General features: G+C 36.8%; 16 protein-coding genes and 1 pseudogene. All 17 read left to right on the forward strand.

Features of this window, described 5'->3' with window-relative positions:
* Window positions 1-23: 23 nt before the first annotated feature.
* The 17 genes and pseudogenes from ABU914_RS03700 (at window position 24) to aroA (ending at window position 16,338) form a co-directional block, all read left to right on the forward strand.
* Window positions 24-839, forward strand: a complete 816-nt coding sequence (locus ABU914_RS03700; protein WP_379668411.1) for a heptaprenyl diphosphate synthase component 1 — start codon at window positions 24-26, stop codon at window positions 837-839.
* Window positions 840-845: 6 nt separating this feature from the next.
* Window positions 846-1,553 carry a demethylmenaquinone methyltransferase gene (locus ABU914_RS03705; protein ID WP_379668412.1) on the forward strand — a complete coding sequence of 236 codons (708 nt, stop codon included), beginning with the start codon at window positions 846-848 and terminating at the stop codon, window positions 1,551-1,553.
* Window positions 1,554-1,570: 17 nt separating this feature from the next.
* Window positions 1,571-2,539 (forward strand): heptaprenyl diphosphate synthase component II, encoded by a 969-nt coding sequence (gene hepT, locus ABU914_RS03710; RefSeq protein WP_379668413.1) that lies wholly within the window; start codon window positions 1,571-1,573, stop codon window positions 2,537-2,539.
* 111 nt (window positions 2,540-2,650) lie between these two features.
* Window positions 2,651-3,094 (forward strand): nucleoside-diphosphate kinase, encoded by a 444-nt coding sequence (ndk, locus tag ABU914_RS03715; RefSeq protein WP_379668414.1) that lies wholly within the window; start codon window positions 2,651-2,653, stop codon window positions 3,092-3,094.
* A gap of 67 nt (window positions 3,095-3,161) precedes the next feature.
* Entirely contained in the window at window positions 3,162-3,950 is a 789-nt protein-coding gene (locus tag ABU914_RS03720; protein ID WP_379668415.1) for a CheR family methyltransferase, read from the forward strand.
* A 69-nt stretch (window positions 3,951-4,019) separates the two neighbouring features.
* Window positions 4,020-5,192 carry a chorismate synthase gene (gene aroC / locus ABU914_RS03725; RefSeq protein ID WP_379668416.1) on the forward strand — a complete coding sequence of 391 codons (1,173 nt, stop codon included), beginning with the start codon at window positions 4,020-4,022 and terminating at the stop codon, window positions 5,190-5,192.
* 2 nt (window positions 5,193-5,194) lie between these two features.
* Window positions 5,195-6,298, forward strand: coding sequence for a 3-dehydroquinate synthase (aroB, locus tag ABU914_RS03730; RefSeq protein ID WP_379668468.1), 1,104 nt, complete (start codon window positions 5,195-5,197; stop codon window positions 6,296-6,298).
* Complete coding sequence (gene aroH / locus ABU914_RS03735; RefSeq protein WP_379668417.1) at window positions 6,282-6,644, forward strand: chorismate mutase; 363 nt, start codon at window positions 6,282-6,284, stop codon at window positions 6,642-6,644. The genes aroB and aroH overlap by 17 nt, the downstream gene beginning before the upstream one ends.
* Before the next feature lie 227 nt (window positions 6,645-6,871).
* A complete protein-coding gene (gene trpE / locus ABU914_RS03740) occupies window positions 6,872-8,398 on the forward strand; it encodes an anthranilate synthase component I (RefSeq protein WP_379668418.1) in 1,527 nt (508 codons plus the stop codon).
* Window positions 8,391-9,416 carry an anthranilate phosphoribosyltransferase gene (gene trpD, locus ABU914_RS03745; protein ID WP_379668419.1) on the forward strand — a complete coding sequence of 342 codons (1,026 nt, stop codon included), beginning with the start codon at window positions 8,391-8,393 and terminating at the stop codon, window positions 9,414-9,416. The genes trpE and trpD overlap by 8 nt, the downstream gene beginning before the upstream one ends.
* The gene (gene trpC, locus ABU914_RS03750; protein WP_379668420.1) at window positions 9,406-10,179 is read left to right on the forward strand and encodes an indole-3-glycerol phosphate synthase TrpC; all 774 of its coding nucleotides are present in this window, start codon (window positions 9,406-9,408) and stop codon (window positions 10,177-10,179) included. Before trpD ends, trpC begins: the two co-directional genes overlap by 11 nt.
* The gene (locus ABU914_RS03755; protein ID WP_379668421.1) at window positions 10,176-10,832 is read left to right on the forward strand and encodes a phosphoribosylanthranilate isomerase; all 657 of its coding nucleotides are present in this window, start codon (window positions 10,176-10,178) and stop codon (window positions 10,830-10,832) included. The genes trpC and ABU914_RS03755 overlap by 4 nt, the downstream gene beginning before the upstream one ends.
* Window positions 10,810-12,009: pseudogene (gene trpB, locus ABU914_RS03760) on the forward strand (tryptophan synthase subunit beta). The gene ABU914_RS03755 and the pseudogene trpB overlap by 23 nt, the downstream one beginning before the upstream one ends.
* Window positions 12,010-12,029: 20 nt before the next feature.
* Complete coding sequence (gene trpA, locus ABU914_RS03765; protein ID WP_379668469.1) at window positions 12,030-12,785, forward strand: tryptophan synthase subunit alpha; 756 nt, start codon at window positions 12,030-12,032, stop codon at window positions 12,783-12,785.
* An 18-nt stretch (window positions 12,786-12,803) separates the two neighbouring features.
* Window positions 12,804-13,907, forward strand: a complete 1,104-nt coding sequence (gene hisC / locus ABU914_RS03770; RefSeq protein WP_379668422.1) for a histidinol-phosphate transaminase — start codon at window positions 12,804-12,806, stop codon at window positions 13,905-13,907.
* Window positions 13,908-13,911: 4 nt separating this feature from the next.
* Complete coding sequence (locus tag ABU914_RS03775) at window positions 13,912-15,015, forward strand: prephenate dehydrogenase (protein WP_379668423.1); 1,104 nt, start codon at window positions 13,912-13,914, stop codon at window positions 15,013-15,015.
* A gap of 24 nt (window positions 15,016-15,039) precedes the next feature.
* Entirely contained in the window at window positions 15,040-16,338 is a 1,299-nt protein-coding gene (gene aroA / locus ABU914_RS03780) for a 3-phosphoshikimate 1-carboxyvinyltransferase (protein WP_379668424.1), read from the forward strand.
* Window positions 16,339-16,584: the final 246 nt, after the last annotated feature.

Here is a 16,584-nt window from a genome sequence, read left to right on the forward strand (position 1 = left end):
TCATATAGATTAGGGGATTTCTAATGAACAGTAACGAACTTTATTTAGAAGCAGCTGAATTAAAGGACGCAATCCAGCAAGCGCTATATCATCCGTACATATTTAAACACATTGAACCACCGATTATTGATGATGAAAAGCTGCTACTTTTATGTTCGATTACAGATGAATCAAATAAACATACACGGAAAGAAATGATTATAAGTACAATGCTCGTTCAAACTGCGATCGATATCCATGAACGAATCTTATATATCGATCTAATAACGAATGATCATAAATCTCGGCAATTAACCGTGTTAGCTGGAGATTACTATAGCAGCCTCTATTATGAGCGATTAACTGCAGTTAATAAACAACTACTTATTCGTTTACTAGCCGATGGAATTAAAGAAATAAATGAATTAAAAACGCTCTTTCTTTATGGTGAAAATATAAATACTGATGAGCTTATATCGATTCAAAAGAAAATTGAAAGCAACATTATAAACCAATTTTCTATTGCAACGATTGGTAAAGAGATTTCTGATGAGGTAAAGCAATTGTTGTTACTAAAACGGATCATTCATGAAAAAAGGTTAGAAGAGAACGGCAAACATTCAATTTGGACTCATTTATTTGGACGTCATCTCAATCAAATTAAACGTTCTCAAAAAATTCATTTATTATCCGAATCAATGTACGAACAAACAAGTCAAATTATTAAATCTGTCTTGTTTAAAACCCATCGTAAGCTTGAAACATTGTTAGCTGACCATGGAAATAACGTGGTCACCTTAATTTTTAACAATCAAACAGAATTATTAAATAAATTGAGCAATTTTTCGGAAGAAGGGTAGATTACCGTGACCTCAAAAGAACAACGTGTACATCGTGTCTTTGAGAGAATTTCAAACAAATATGATTACATGAATTCCGTTATTAGCTTTAAAAGACACGTTGCATGGCGTAAAGACACAATGAAACGAATGAATGTAAAAGAAGGAGCGACCGCTTTAGACGTTTGTTGCGGAACTGCAGATTGGACAATCATGCTGTCTGAAGCAGTCAGTAAAAGCGGATACGTTCACGGTTTAGATTTTAGTAAAAACATGCTTAAAATAGGGCAAGAAAAAGTTAACAATTTAAACTTGAAAAATGTTAAGCTTGTACATGGTAATGCGATGGATCTCCCTTTTGATGATCATACGTTTGATTATGTTACGATTGGCTTCGGACTTCGAAATGTCCCAGATTATCTGCAAGTATTAAAAGAAATGAGCAGAGTCGTTAAACCAGGCGGGATGATCGTGTGCCTTGAAACATCCCAACCAACTATTCCTATATTTAAACAAGCCTACTATTTTTATTTTCGATTTATTATGCCTATACTTGGAAAGCTATTTGCAAAAAGCTATCAAGAATATTCATGGCTTCAAGAGTCTGCAAAAGATTTTCCAGGTAGTGATGAATTAGCTCGCTTGTTTGAAAAGGCTGGTCTTCAAGACGTACAAGTAAAAAAATATTCTGGTGGTGTCGCTGCGATGCATCTTGGATATAAGCCAAAAGATTAATACCTAAGGTGGATAACATGAATTTGAATACAATTTATGCTTCATTGCGAGCAGATTTATCAACAATTGAAGACGAGATGGAACGGGCAGTACAAACAGACCAACCTGTTTTACTGCAAGCCTCTCAGCAACTATTACGAGCAGGGGGAAAACGACTTCGTCCTGTGTTTGTTTTGCTTGCAGCCAAATTCGGAGATTACGATTTTAATAAAATTAAAGAGGTTGCGATTGCACTTGAATTAATTCATACCGCATCCCTCGTTCATGATGATGTCATTGATGATGCAGATGTTCGGAGAGGAAAGCCGACAGTTAAAGCGAAGTGGAATAATCAAACTGCTATGTATACAGGTGATTATATTTTATCACAAGCGATAGAGCGAATAACGTTAATAAATGCTCAAAAAGTCCATAGTATCTTATCAAAAACGTTAAAAGAGCTAAACATCGGTGAAATTGAACAAATCCGAGACCAATTTAATTGGAATCAAAATTTACGTCAATATTTGCGAAGAATTAAACGGAAAACAGCATTATTAATCGCAACAAGTTGTCGCTTAGGTGCAATCGTAAGCAACGTTCCGCTTCATTATCAAAAACATCTAGAACGGTTTGGATATTATGTTGGAATGTCTTTTCAAATTACAGATGATATTTTAGACTTTGTCGGCACAAAAAAAACTCTTGGCAAACCATCTGGTGGAGACTTAAAACAAGGGAACGTAACACTTCCAACCCTATATGCAATGTCTTTTCCTAAAATAAAAGAAAAAATTGTTTCAAGCTTTAAAGATGAAAACATAACAGAGAAATCATTACAAACAATTTTACAGTTGATCCGTTCTTCAGGAGCCATTGAAAAGTCAATTTCATTAAGTAATCTCTATCTTAATAAAGCAAAAAAAGAACTTTTGCAATTACCGATTTGTTCAGCGCGAGATTCACTTTTACAAATTGCAGATTCAATTGGAAATCGTAAATTTTAATACGTATTTGTTTTAAACGACAAATTTTGATAAAGTATATTTGGTTTACGTTCAATAAGGACGATATTACAACTTAATGTATACAGTAAAAGATAAAGCGAGGCGATTCCTATGGAGAAAACTTTTTTAATGGTAAAGCCCGATGGAGTTCAACGAAACTTAATCGGTGACATCGTTTCACGTTTTGAGAAAAAAGGCTTTCAACTATGTGGAGCGAAACTAATGAATATTTCACGTGAATTAGCAGAAGAACATTACGGTGAACATAAAGAGCGCCCATTCTTTGGAGAACTCGTTGATTTTATCACTTCTGGTCCTGTGTTTGCTATGGTTTGGCAAGGCGAAAATGTTATTGCCACTGCGAGAAAAATGATGGGCGCTACAAATCCACAAGAAGCTGATACGGGGACAATTCGCGGTGATTACGGAATTCAAGTCGGAATGAATATTATTCACGGGTCAGATAGCCAAGAAAGTGCTGAAAGAGAAATCAATCTTTTTTTCCAGACCGAAGAAATTATAAATTATGATAAAACGATGAACAAATGGATTTAACATTGTAACTTTACAAGCCAGCCTTACAAGGTTGGCTTGTTTACTAATTTGAAAGGAAATAATAAAGATGGGGGACTACAATCAATTCATACAGCAAATAAAATCTTTGTTACATCTCGATTTAGACTTATATAAAGAAGCTCAAATGAAAAGAAGGCTAACTTCATTTCGAGAGAGAAAAGGGTATACTTCATTTCATCAACTTTATACGGCAATGGAAAACGATTTCACGCTTCAGTCTGAATTTCTAGATAGAGTAACGATTAACGTTTCAGAGTTTTTTCGTAACTATAAAAGATGGGAAATTCTCGAAACTAAAATATTACCGAACATACTGGAGCACAAATCACAAATTAATGTATGGAGTGCTGCGTGCTCAACGGGAGAAGAACCGTATACGTTAGCAATCATTTTAGCAAACTTCTTACCGCTTCATTCGATCTCAATTTTAGCAACAGACATCGATGCAAAAGTGATTGAGAAAGCAAAAATAGGACGATATTCAGAACATTCATTAAAGGAAGTTCCTACACAAATAAAAAACGAAAATTTTACAAAAATAAATTCAAATGAATATGAAGTCAATCAAAATTTAAAAAAGATCATTCAATTTCGTGATCAAGATTTGTTTCAATCTTCGTATCATCAAGAGTTCGATTTAATTGTATGTAGAAATGTATTAATTTATTTTACAGAAGAAGCAAAGCAACGGCTCTATTGTAAATTTAATCGCGCACTAAAAAAAGATGGAATCCTTTTCGTTGGTAGCACGGAACAAATTTTCCAACCGCAAAATTATGGATTTACAACAGAAGATACTTTTTTCTATCGGAAAATTTCATCTCCGTTTACATAAAAAGTATGGTATATTTAGTACATAAAAGCACTAAAGAGTTTGAAGTAGATAAAAAGGAAGTGTTACGTCATGCGTTTTTTAACAGCAGGTGAATCACATGGACCCCAACTAACTGCGATCATTGAAGGTGTTCCAGCTGGTTTACCGCTTACTGTAGAAGATATTAATCATGACCTTGCTAGAAGACAAAAAGGGTACGGTCGAGGTCGAAGAATGATCATCGAAAAAGACCAAGTTCAAATAAAAAGTGGTGTTCGTCACGGATTCACGACTGGGGCACCGATAACGCTAATCGTTGAAAACAACGATTGGAAACATTGGACGAAAATTATGGGTGCTGAGCCGATTACAGAAGAGGAAAAAGCTAAAATGAGACGTGTCATTACGAGGCCTCGCCCGGGTCATGCAGATTTAAACGGAGCAATTAAATATGGTCATCGAGATATGCGAAATATTTTGGAACGTTCATCAGCCCGTGAAACGACAATTCGCGTTGCTGTCGGTGCTGTCGCTAAAAAGATTTTATCCGTATTTAATATTCAAGTGGCAGGACATGTTCGCGTTATCGGTGGAATCGAAGCAAAAGATATTGAATATTCATCACTACAAGACTTAATGGAACGATCTGAGCAATCCCCTGTTCGTTGCCTTGATAAACAAGCAGAAAAGAAAATGATGGAAGCAATTGATGACGCGAAAAAAAACGGCGACTCTATTGGTGGGATTGTAGAAGTCATTGTTGACGGTGTACCAATCGGTTTAGGCAGTCATGTTCATTATGATCGAAAATTAGACGGGAAAATTGCCCAAGCGATTATGAGCATTAATGCGTTTAAAGGGGTTGAAATTGGAATCGGATTTGGGGCTGCATATTCACCTGGCAGTCAAGTTCATGATGAAATCATTTGGAATGACCAAAATGGATATTCGAGGCGTACAAATCGGCTCGGTGGTTTTGAAGGTGGCATGACGAACGGAATGCCAATCGTTGTTAAAGGGGTTATGAAACCTATTCCAACCCTATATAAACCTCTTGAAAGTATAGACATCGATACAAAAGAAACGTTTACAGCTAGTATTGAACGTTCAGACAGTTGTGCTGTACCCGCTGCAAGTGTCGTTGCCGAATCAGTCGTTGCATGGGAAGTAGCGAATGAATTTCTTGATAAATTTGGGGATGAACGTTTATCGGGTATCGAAAAGAACTATAAAGACTATATCGAATACGCGAGAACTTTTTAATGATGGAAACCATTCAAATTAACACAAAATCAAAGCATTATCCTCTATTTATCGGAAATGGAATTCGCCATAAGTTACAAGATCTGATTCAGTCATTAAATAAACCATTTTCAAGTTATCTCATTATTACCGATGAAATGGTTGCAAAATTTTACTTAACTGACCTAGTCAACACGTTAAACGGTTCACATGTATTTACCCATATTGTTCCAAACGGTGAAGAAGCAAAATCGATCGATTACTATTATGAATGCTTAACAAAAGCATTAGAATGTGGACTTGATCGCAAATCATGTATTATCGCATTAGGCGGTGGAGTTATCGGAGATTTAGCTGGATTTGTTGCTGCAACATATATGCGTGGCATTGCATTCATCCAAATTCCAACAACATTACTTGCCCATGATAGTAGTGTTGGTGGGAAAGTAGCGATTAACCACTCACTCGGGAAAAACATGATCGGCGCTTTTTATCAACCTGATGCGGTCATTTATGATGTTGAAACATTACAATCACTAAGTGATACTGAATGGCGCTCAGGATTTGCCGAAGTGATTAAACATGGACTCATTTGGGATAAGCAACTGTTTGAGCAAATTCGGTCGATCCAATCACTCCAACAGTTAAAACAGAGTGATTTAATCTCAATTTTAAAACGAGCCATCAAAGTAAAAGCAGAAATTGTTTCTGAAGATGAAACAGAAAAAGGGATACGGTCATATTTAAACTTTGGACATACGCTCGGTCATGCAATTGAAGCAGAACTTGGCTACGGAACGATTAGCCATGGTGAAGCTATCATAATTGGCATGATCTTCGCCATGAAGTTGAGCGAAAAACATTATGAAAATCATTTAAATATAAAGCCATTGGAAAAATGGTTTCATTCACTTGGTTTTACGACTTCTATCCCATCGTCATTATCAGCCGAACAGCTCATCAATAAAATGAAAAATGATAAAAAATCACATCAGGGATTAATTACGATGATTTTACTTAAAGAAGTCGGAAAGGTTGAAAGTGTTCCATTTCAAGAAGGCACCCTCTATCACTATTTAAAAAAAGAAATCGAGAGGGAGATGAAAACAGATGATTCGCGGAGTTAGAGGAGCAATAACGACAGAAGCAAATGAAGAAAAACAAATGTTAGAAGCAACAAAAGAAGTCATTGCCGAAATGATTAAAGAAAATGAAATAACACCTGAACAAGTCGCCCAAGTGATCATTACTGTAACACCTGATTTAAATGCGACATTCCCTGCAAAAGCATTACGTTTATTTGAAGGTTGGACATACGTTCCCGTAATGTGCGCGACTGAAATTGATGTACCGAATGCACTTAAAAAGTGTATCCGTATTATGATGACCATTAATACGGATAAACACCAAACCGAAATTAAACATATTTATTTAAAAGATGCAAAGCAGTTACGTCCAGAATTCACACGTTGACAACAAACGATGTAACGTTTATCCTTGTCATAGAAAGTATTGATAAGTTAGATGAGTTGAGTTAGAGATGAGAGAGTTGAGTTGAGGAGAGCTGAGGGAATAATCTGATCATTAACCCTAAGGCCTTCTTTTGCCTTAGGTTTTTTATTTATGCACTGTCATATTTTTAATCTTCTTATTTTCCCCTCAACTTATTCTCACATCTACCAATTAACGAGGTGAGAATAATGTCTACAAATTACGAAGATTTTTTAAAAGCCACCTATAAATTCAATACGATTCCCGTATTTGAACGATTTTTCCTTGATACGATGACCCCCATTCAAATATTTCAAAAGTTAAAAGAAAGTGCCTGTTTTATTTTAGAAAGTAAAGACCAAGCATCACAATGGGCGAAATACTCCTTTATCGGCATCAATCCGTACGTCGTATTACAAGAAGAAGACCACCATTTTGTTGCGCAAACGAAAGATGGTGAAGTAATAACGAAAGAAAAACGTTTTCGTGAAGCGTTACTTCATACGGTATCAAAGTTAAATCCAATGCCGATTCATATTCAACTTCCATTTACTGGCGGTGGTGTAGGCTACATGAGCTATGAAGGAATTTCTGAATTTGAAGAATCGATGACTCTTCATCCTCATAACGACTTAAATGTTCCGAGATTTCACTTTTCATTTTGTGAAACGATCATCGCCTATGATCACGATTTAAAAGAAATTACGATCATAACACATGTATTTATTAATAAACATACAAACAATCAAAATTTTAAAAAATTATACGAAAACGCGAAAAAGAACATTCGCAACATTATGAAACTTCTATTGGAAGAGGATGGTGTATCGACTCCATTATTTCAAATGCCAAATCAGTCAGACGAAGTAAGCTTCAACGAAATACAAACGAACTTTACAAAAGAAGCATTTGTCAATGCAGTATTAAAAGTTAAAAAATATATTCACAATGATGAAATTTTACAAGCTGTAATATCTCAACGTTTCGAAAGAGACATTACCGTTTCAGGATTAGATATTTATCGGGTTCTCCGTGTTATTAACCCTTCACCTTACTTATTTTATTTAAAAATTAATGATTTCGAAGTCGTCGGCAGTTCACCTGAAAAGCTCGTCCAAGTAAATGGAAAGCATATCGAAATACACCCGATTGCAGGAACTAGGCGACGTGGTGACACAATAGAAGAAGATAAAAGACTTGCCGAAGAGTTATTACACGATGAAAAAGAACGTGCAGAACATTTGATGCTCGTTAATTTAGCGAAAGAAGAGATCGCGCGTGTCGCCAAACCGGGAACAGTATCCGTTCACTCATTAATGGAAATAGCGTATTTTTCTCACGTTATGCACATCATTTCAAAAGTTACGGGAACACTTCATGAGTATTCAATGCCAATTGATGCTTTAATCTCAGCTTTCCCAGCAGGAACGTTATCCGGTGCACCTAAACTAAGGGCAATGGAAATTATTAAAGAAGTAGAGCCTGTAGCAAGAAACTTATACGGCGGGGCAATCGGATACATTGGTTTTGACGGGAATATTGATTCCTGTATTACGATCCGAAGCATTTTTATAAAAAATCAAAAAGCTTACGTACAAGCCGGTGCTGGTGTCGTTGCTGAATCCATTCCTGAGCATGAATGGGAAGAAACAAGAAATAAAGCGAAAGCGTTAATAAAAGCAATTGGCATTGCGGAGCAATTATTTAATAAAAAGGGGGTCACTCATCATGTTTAAAAACTTTTTACAACAAGCGCTCAACGGAAAAGTATTTTCAGAGAAAGAAGCACAACTATTGATGGACGAAATTATGTCAGGAAAGGCGACACCGAGTCAAATTGCTAGTTTACTGACAATTATCGAACTTCGCCAAAGTACAATTGATGAAATTACAGGATTTGCTAGATCAATGAGGAACCATGCAACTCCTGTTCATCACAATGAAAAATTTCTCGTTGATACATGTGGAACGGGTGGAGATGGATCTTCAACTTTCAATATTTCAACAGCTGTAACGTTTTTGCTAGCAGCAAAAGGGATACCAGTCGCAAAACACGGAAACCGGTCTGTTTCATCAAAATCCGGAAGTGCTGATGTGCTTGAAAAACTGGGCGTACCTATCCAATCAACTCCCGAAGAAGCATCGAAAAAATTAAAAGAAAATAAAATGTGTTTTTTATATGCGCCATTTTACCATTCTTCTATGAAACATGCCGTAACACCACGAAAGGAAATTGGTTTTCGCACTGTATTTAATATTTTAGGACCGATGACAAATCCAGCGAGAAGCAATTACCAATTAGTCGGTGTATACAGCAGTGTACTCGCTGAAAAAATGGCTGAAGCTCTTCACCGTTTAGGTACAAAACGTGCTTTACTCGTAACCGGACGAGATGGACTTGACGAATGTTCCATTTCATCAATTACAGATATTGTTGAATTAAATGATGGAAAGATTACACGTTATACAATTAGTCCCGAACTTGTAGGACTTAATCGCGGAAATAATGATGAATTAAAGGCATCTTCAATTGATGAAAGTGCAACATTAATTTTACAAGTTTTAAAAGGTGAAGCCCCTGAATCGGCATTAAATATCGTTCTTTTAAATGCAGGAGCAGCACTTTATACAGTTGGTGTAACAGATTCAATCGCTGAAGGCGTTCATGAGGCAAGAAAAGTTATAAAAAATGGAGACGCTTTTCGTAAATTAAAAGAATTAGCATCTGGGGAGGTGCAACTTCGTGCTCAATAAAATTTTACTTCAAAAACAAAGAGAAGTTAATAACTTCACGATTCCAAATGTGAAACGAAAACATGAAAACAGATCATTTGTAAACGCGTTGAAAAACCCAAATCACTCTGTTGCGCTTATCGCAGAAATAAAACGAGCATCTCCATCAAAAGGAATAATTAATGACAGCGTGGATCCAGTTAATGTTGCAAAGGCATACGAGAATGCAGGGGCAGATGCAATTTCCGTTTTAACAGATACTACTTTTTTTAAAGGAACGATCGACGATTTAATGGTTGTAAAAGAAAATGTCAACCTTCCGATTTTAAGAAAAGATTTTATTATCGATAAAAAACAAATAGATGAAAGTAAAGTGATTGGTGCAGATGCGATTTTATTAATCGTAAAAGCACTCGGTGCTGAGAAAACGTATGAATTTTACATGTACGCTATAGACATGGGTTTAGATTGCCTTGTTGAAATCCATGAGGCGATAGAACTTTTTCAAGTCCTTGAATTTTTTACACCTGCTGTCATCGGAGTGAATAACCGTAACTTAGCAAACTTTAACACGACATTACAAATGACTGAATCGGTCGCAAATTTTATCCCGAAAGAATCAATATTTATTAGTGAAAGTGGGATACACTCTCGAGAAGATATTGATACAGTAAAACAGCTTGGTGCTCATGGAGTTTTAGTTGGGGAAGCGTTAATGAAAGCGTCTACTCCAGAAGCTGGTATTAAACAGCTATTTTCAAGCGAGCGGATGAATTTAAAATGAAAATTAAATTTTGCGGAAACCATTCATTATTAGACGTGAAAAACACCACTAGTAGTGATGCTCATTATATCGGATTTGTGTTCGCTAAATCAAAAAGACAAGTAAAGCCCAAAGAAGTGCAACAGTGGCTTGCACAAGTAGAGCATAAATCTTCAAAGCAACGCACTGTTGGAGTGTTTGTTAATAACACAGTAGAATTTATTGAACAAGCGGTTCGGGTTGCATCTTTAGATATCGTTCAACTCCATGGAACTGAAACCCCTGCGTTTGCTGAACGTTTGAAAAAAGTTTGCGACGTAGACGTATGGAAAGTGATTCACCATGATGATAGAGCTCTCGACCGAATGGAACAATTCGGTCAGAGCATCGATGCTTTTTTAATAGACAATAAATCCGAAAGGGCGTGGGGTGGAACTGGAAAAGCTTTTGACTGGTCATTCGTCCCCCGTTACATTAAGAAAGCTCATTCATTTCAAAAACCGTGTTTCATTGCGGGTGGGGTAAATGTGATGAATGTACGTGATTTAATGAAGTATCAACCAGATGGAATCGATCTCGCAAGTGGGATTGAGACAAATCTAAAAAAAAATAAACAGAAAATGATTGAACTACAGGAGCGTGTAAAATTAAATGACAATTACGGTACCAAATAAATTCGGGCGATTCGGTGGAAAATTTGTTCCAGAAACGCTAATGGAAGCACTTGAAGAGCTTGAAGAAAGTTTAGCATCAGCTTTAACTGATGAAACGTTTATTCAAGAATACACTGAAATTTTACAAAACTATTAAGTAAACCGACCCCGTTAACGTATGCTAAAACATGTTCACAACAATTAGGCGGAGCGAAAATTTACTTAAAACGAGAAGTTTTAAATCATACTGGGGCACATAAAATTAACAATGCAATCGGGCAAGCCTTGCTTGCGCAACGAATGGGAAAACGAAAAATCGTTGCCGAAACTGGAGCTGGACAGCACGGTGTTGCATCTGCGACAATCGCAGCCCATTTCTGACTACAATGTAAAGTATTTATGGGTGAAGACGATATGAAACGTCAAGCGTTAAATGTCTTTCGTATGCAATTGCTCGGTGCAGAAGTGATTCCTGTCTCATCGGGTAGTAAAACTTTAAAAGATGCAACTAACGAAGCCATTCGTTACTGGGTATCTAATGTCGAAGATACTTTTTATTTAATCGGCTCTGTTGTTGGGCCTCATCCATACCCAATGATGGTGAGAGAATTCCAACGGAGCATTGGAGAAGAAACGAAAAAAACAGTTTAACAACTTATATAAGCAATTGCCCGACGTTGTCATTGCTTGTGTCGGAGGTGGCAGCAATGCCATCGGAATGTTTCATTCTTTCCTCGACGAAGACGTACAGCTAATTGGAGTTGAAGCAGCAGGAAAAGGTGTTGGAACAGGGAAACATGCAGCAACAATTTCGAAAGGAACACTCGGTGTTATTCTTGGTTCAATGACATACTTACTTCAAAACGAAATGGGTCAAATTCAAGAGCCGTATTCAATTTCAGCGGGACTAGATTATCCTGGTGTTGGACCTGAACATGCTTATTTAGCCGAAACAGGGCGTGTTGAATATACGAATGCGACAGATCAAGAAGCACTGGATGCTCTAATTTTTTTATCTAGAACAGAAGGGATTATTCCTGCAATTGAAAGGGCTCACGCATTAGCTGAAGCATTTAAACGCGCAAAAGAAATGGACAAAACCGAATGTATTGTTGTATGTTTATCAGGCAGAGGAGACAAAGACGTGCATACGTTAATGGAAAAATTAGGGGAGAAACATAATGACAGATCGATTTAAAACTTATATAAGCAAGATTTATTATTCCGTTTATTGTTGCTGGTGATCCGAATTGTGAAACAACAATCGAAATGGCACTCACATTACAAAAAGCTGAAGAAAATGTGATTGAGCTCGGAATTCCATTTTCCGATCCATTAGCTGATGGTCCTGTCATTCAATCCGCTGCTACACGAGCATTAAAACAAAATATGACGTTAGAAAAAGCGATTAAACTCGTATCTAAAATGAGAAATAAAGGTCTACAAATCCCTGTCGTCATATTTACTTATTATAATCTTTTGCTACAATTAGGACATGAACGCTTTTTCGCGTTAATGAAGGAAAATGATGTCGATGGTTTACTCGTTCCCGATTTACCGTTTGAAGAAAGCACAGATTTAAGAAAAGCATGTGAAGAAGAAAAAATCACATATATTTCGCTCGTTGCTCCAACGACTTCTGAATTACGCTTAAAACAAATAATTAAAAATGCACAGGGCTTTCTTTATTGTGTTTCATCTTTAGGTGTTACAGGAATACGTAATGACTTTCATCCTTCCGCATACACTTTTTTAAATAAAGTGAAGTCTTATGCGACGATCCCAGTTGCTGTCGGTTTCGAGATTTCAAACAAAGAACAAATTAATCAACTACGAGATTATTGTGATGGTGTGATTATCGGTAGGGCAATCGTGAAGGAAATCGAAAATAGGGAACGTGAACTCCTTCAAGAAGAAACAAGACAAAAAGCGTTATCTGACATTTATCAATTTATACATTCTTTAACAACATAACAGAGGAAGTGTAGAACCATGCAAGTAAAGCCTCAATTAATTCCACTTAAACCTTATGAACCGGGTAAACCGATCGATGAGGTGAAACGCGAGCTCGGATTAGAAAAAGTGATCAAGCTTGCCTCAAACGAAAATCCTTTCGGTTGTTCCGAAAAAGCAAAAGAGGCCATTCGTAAAGAGCTTAATCAAATGCACATTTACCCCGATGGATATGCATACGAAATTAGGCAAAAAGTTGCTGAACACTTAAATGTCAACAAGGAACAACTTATTTTTGGGAATGGCTCTGATGAAGTGATTCTCATTTTATGTCGCGCGCTTTTATCCCCAAATAAAAATACGGTGATGGCTCAACCTTCATTTTCCCAATACAAACATAATGCATTAATTGAAGGTGCTGAAATTCGTGAAGTTCCGCTCAGCAACGGAGAGCACGATCTAGATGAAATGCTTAAACAAATCGATGATAACACTGCAATCGTTTGGGTATGTAATCCAAACAATCCATCTGGAAACTATATCGATAAAGATCGTTTTCTAACGTTTTTAAAAGCAGTTCCAGAAGATGTACTTGTAGTTAGCGACGAAGCGTATCATGAATATGTGGTTGCTCCTGATTATCCCGACACGATTTCACTATTAAATCAATTTCCAAATTTAATGGTGCTCCGCACATTTTCAAAAGCGTACGGTCTAGCATCATTACGAATCGGATACGGAGTTGCAAATGAAGAGTTCATTAAATTACTTGATCCAGCAAGACCACCCTTTAATACATCGACTATCGCACAAGCAGCTGCACTTGCAGCGTTAGATGATCAACAATTTATTCAAACATGCAGCGAAAAAAATCGTGAAGGATTACAACAATTTTATTCTTTTTGTGATGAACACAATTTAAAATATTACCCCTCGCAAGCAAATTTTATTTTAATCGACTTCGAGCGCAGTGGGGATGAAGTATTTCAATATTTATTAGAACGTGGATATATCGTCAGATCTGGCATTCCCCTTGGCTTCCCAACAGCAATCCGAATTACGGTAGGGAATAAAGAAGAAAATGCCGAGATTATTGATTGTATAACGGAAATGTTAGAAAAGAGAGATGAATTAAGGAGTTAATTGCATGACTGATAGGCGTGTTCTCATTATAGGGTTAGGATTAATTGGAGGTTCCATTGCACTAGCAATTAAAAAGAATCATGATGCAACAATTATTGGCTACGACGTTAATCATGTCCAAGCCAAGTTAGCAAAATCATTAAACATTATTGACGAGGCTATCTTTTCACTTGAAGACGGGGTGAAAGACGCCTCTCTTATTATTATTGCTATTCCAGTCATTCAAACTGAAAACATCATGGACGAATTAGCTTCACTTCCATTAAAAAGAAACGTCATCATTACAGATGTCGGAAGTACGAAAACAGCAATAGTAAAAAGATCAGCTGTTTTTCAAAATAAAAATGCAATATTTATCGGTGGTCATCCGATGGCGGGTTCACATAAAACAGGGGTTGCTGCCTCTAAAGCCCATTTGTTTGAAAATGCTTTTTACATTTTGACGCCAAGTAAAGATTGTCATAAGAAACATGTTGAAGAGCTTAAAACTTGGCTTGAAGGTACAAAGGCAACTTTTATTGAAATGACTCCTACACAGCATGATAAATTGGTCGGAATGATTAGTCATTTTCCTCATATTATTGCAGCTTCGCTCGTTCAGCAGTTAGCAAAATCAGAAGATGATGAACTTAATTATTCACGTTTTGCTGCAGGTGGTTTTCGAGATATTACGAGAATTGCATCGTCTAGCCCTGTGATGTGGCGAGATATTTTATTGCATAACAAAGACATCCTCCTTGCTTTATTAGACAAGTGGGAGCTTGAAATGCAAAATGTTAGGGAAATGCTTGAAGCGGCTGACAGTGAAGAGATTTATAATTATTTTTTACATGCGAAACAATATCGCGATAAACTTCCGGAACGTTCAAAAGGGGCAATCCCATCATTTTACGATCTTTTCGTTGATGTAGAAGACTATCCAGGGGTTATTGCTCACGTGACAGGGATTTTAGGCGGTAGAGATATAAGCATTACTAACATTCGTATTATCGAAACGCGAGAAGATATTCTTGGTGTTTTACGATTAAGCTTCAGAAGTGAAGCAGAACGGGAAAAAGCGAAACGATTGCTCGAAGATTATCGGTACGAAACTTACATTCTTGATTAAAATATTTTTCAGGAGGGTACTGCGTTGACGATCACATTAAACCCACACCACACCTCTATACGTGGAGAACTGAAAGTACCTGGGGATAAATCTATTTCACATCGTGCGATTATGCTCGGATCGATTGCAGAAGGAACAACGACTGTCAGCGGCTTCCTTCTCGGAGAAGATTGTTTAAACACAATTCAATGCTTTAAAAAACTCGGTGTATCAATCGAACAAAATGATGACCATGTAACGATTATCGGTAAAGGTATAGACGGATTAAACGAGCCTGAAGACGTATTAAATGTTGGAAATTCGGGAACGACAATCCGTCTGCTTCTCGGATTACTATCGGGAACACCGTTTCACTCCATACTACTTGGCGATGAATCAATTGCAAAACGTCCAATGGATCGAGTTACAATCCCATTAAAAAAAATGAGAGCAAAAATTGACGGACGAAACGACGGATCGTATCCACCGATTTCTGTAAGAGGAGGAAACTTGCGTGGGATCCATTATCATTCACCTGTTGCAAGTGCTCAAGTAAAATCAGCTATTTTATTAGCAGGTTTACAAGCAGATGGCTTAACGACAGTAACAGAACCAGCTTTATCGAGGGACCATACCGAACGGATGCTCACCGCTTTCGGTGTGAAATTAACTCGAGATAAGACGACCGTATCTTTACAAGGTAAACAAAAATTAAAAGCGACACACATTCAAGTACCATCTGACATTTCTTCAGCGGCTTTTTTCATCGTTGCTGCATTAATTACAAAAAATAGCGACATTGTTTTGAAAGACGTCGGCATAAACCGAACACGCTCGGGTATTATTGATGCACTGAAATTAATGGGAGCAAACATCACTTTCATTAACGAAAGAATGTTCAATGATGAGCCTGTCGCTGATCTACATGTAACATCATCAAATCTAAAAAATATTGAAATTAGCGGTGACATGATTCCGAGTCTCATAGATGAAATTCCGATTTTAGCATTAGCTGCAACACAAGCAGAAGGACAAATGGTCATTAAAGATGCGGAAGAGTTAAAAGTGAAGGAAACAAATCGCATCGATGCCATTGTGACACAATTGAAGCAATTAGGAGCAGCGATCGAATCTACGGAAGATGGAATGAAAATTACGGGTAAAACAAAACTTCTCGGCGGAACTGTACATAGTCTCGGTGACCACCGTATCGGTATGATGCTTGCAATCGCTAGTTTAATTTGTGAAAAAGAAACAGTCATTACAGATGAGGAGTGCATCGGAATATCATATCCACACTTTTTTAATGACTTTCAGAAACTGATCACACCGGCAAAATACTAACTTTTTGTCGGTGTGATTTTTTTAAAAAAATTAACTAGTTGTGTAAATATAAAAAGTATAATAAATTATCTTGCATTTTTCAAAATATCGAGTATAATAAGTGTTGTAATGGTTTCTCTCCACTCCTATCCATATTTTTACCCTGAAATGAAAGCGTTATCAAACGTATTTGTTTCAGGGTCTTTTTTTGCTTTTTACACGTGTATTATTTTGTAAAATCAAATCATTTGCCGTTCATTTTTAATT

The sequence above is a fragment of the Pueribacillus sp. YX66 genome, assembly GCF_041725775.1.
Taxonomy (GTDB): Bacteria; Bacillota; Bacilli; order Bacillales; family UBA6769; genus Pueribacillus.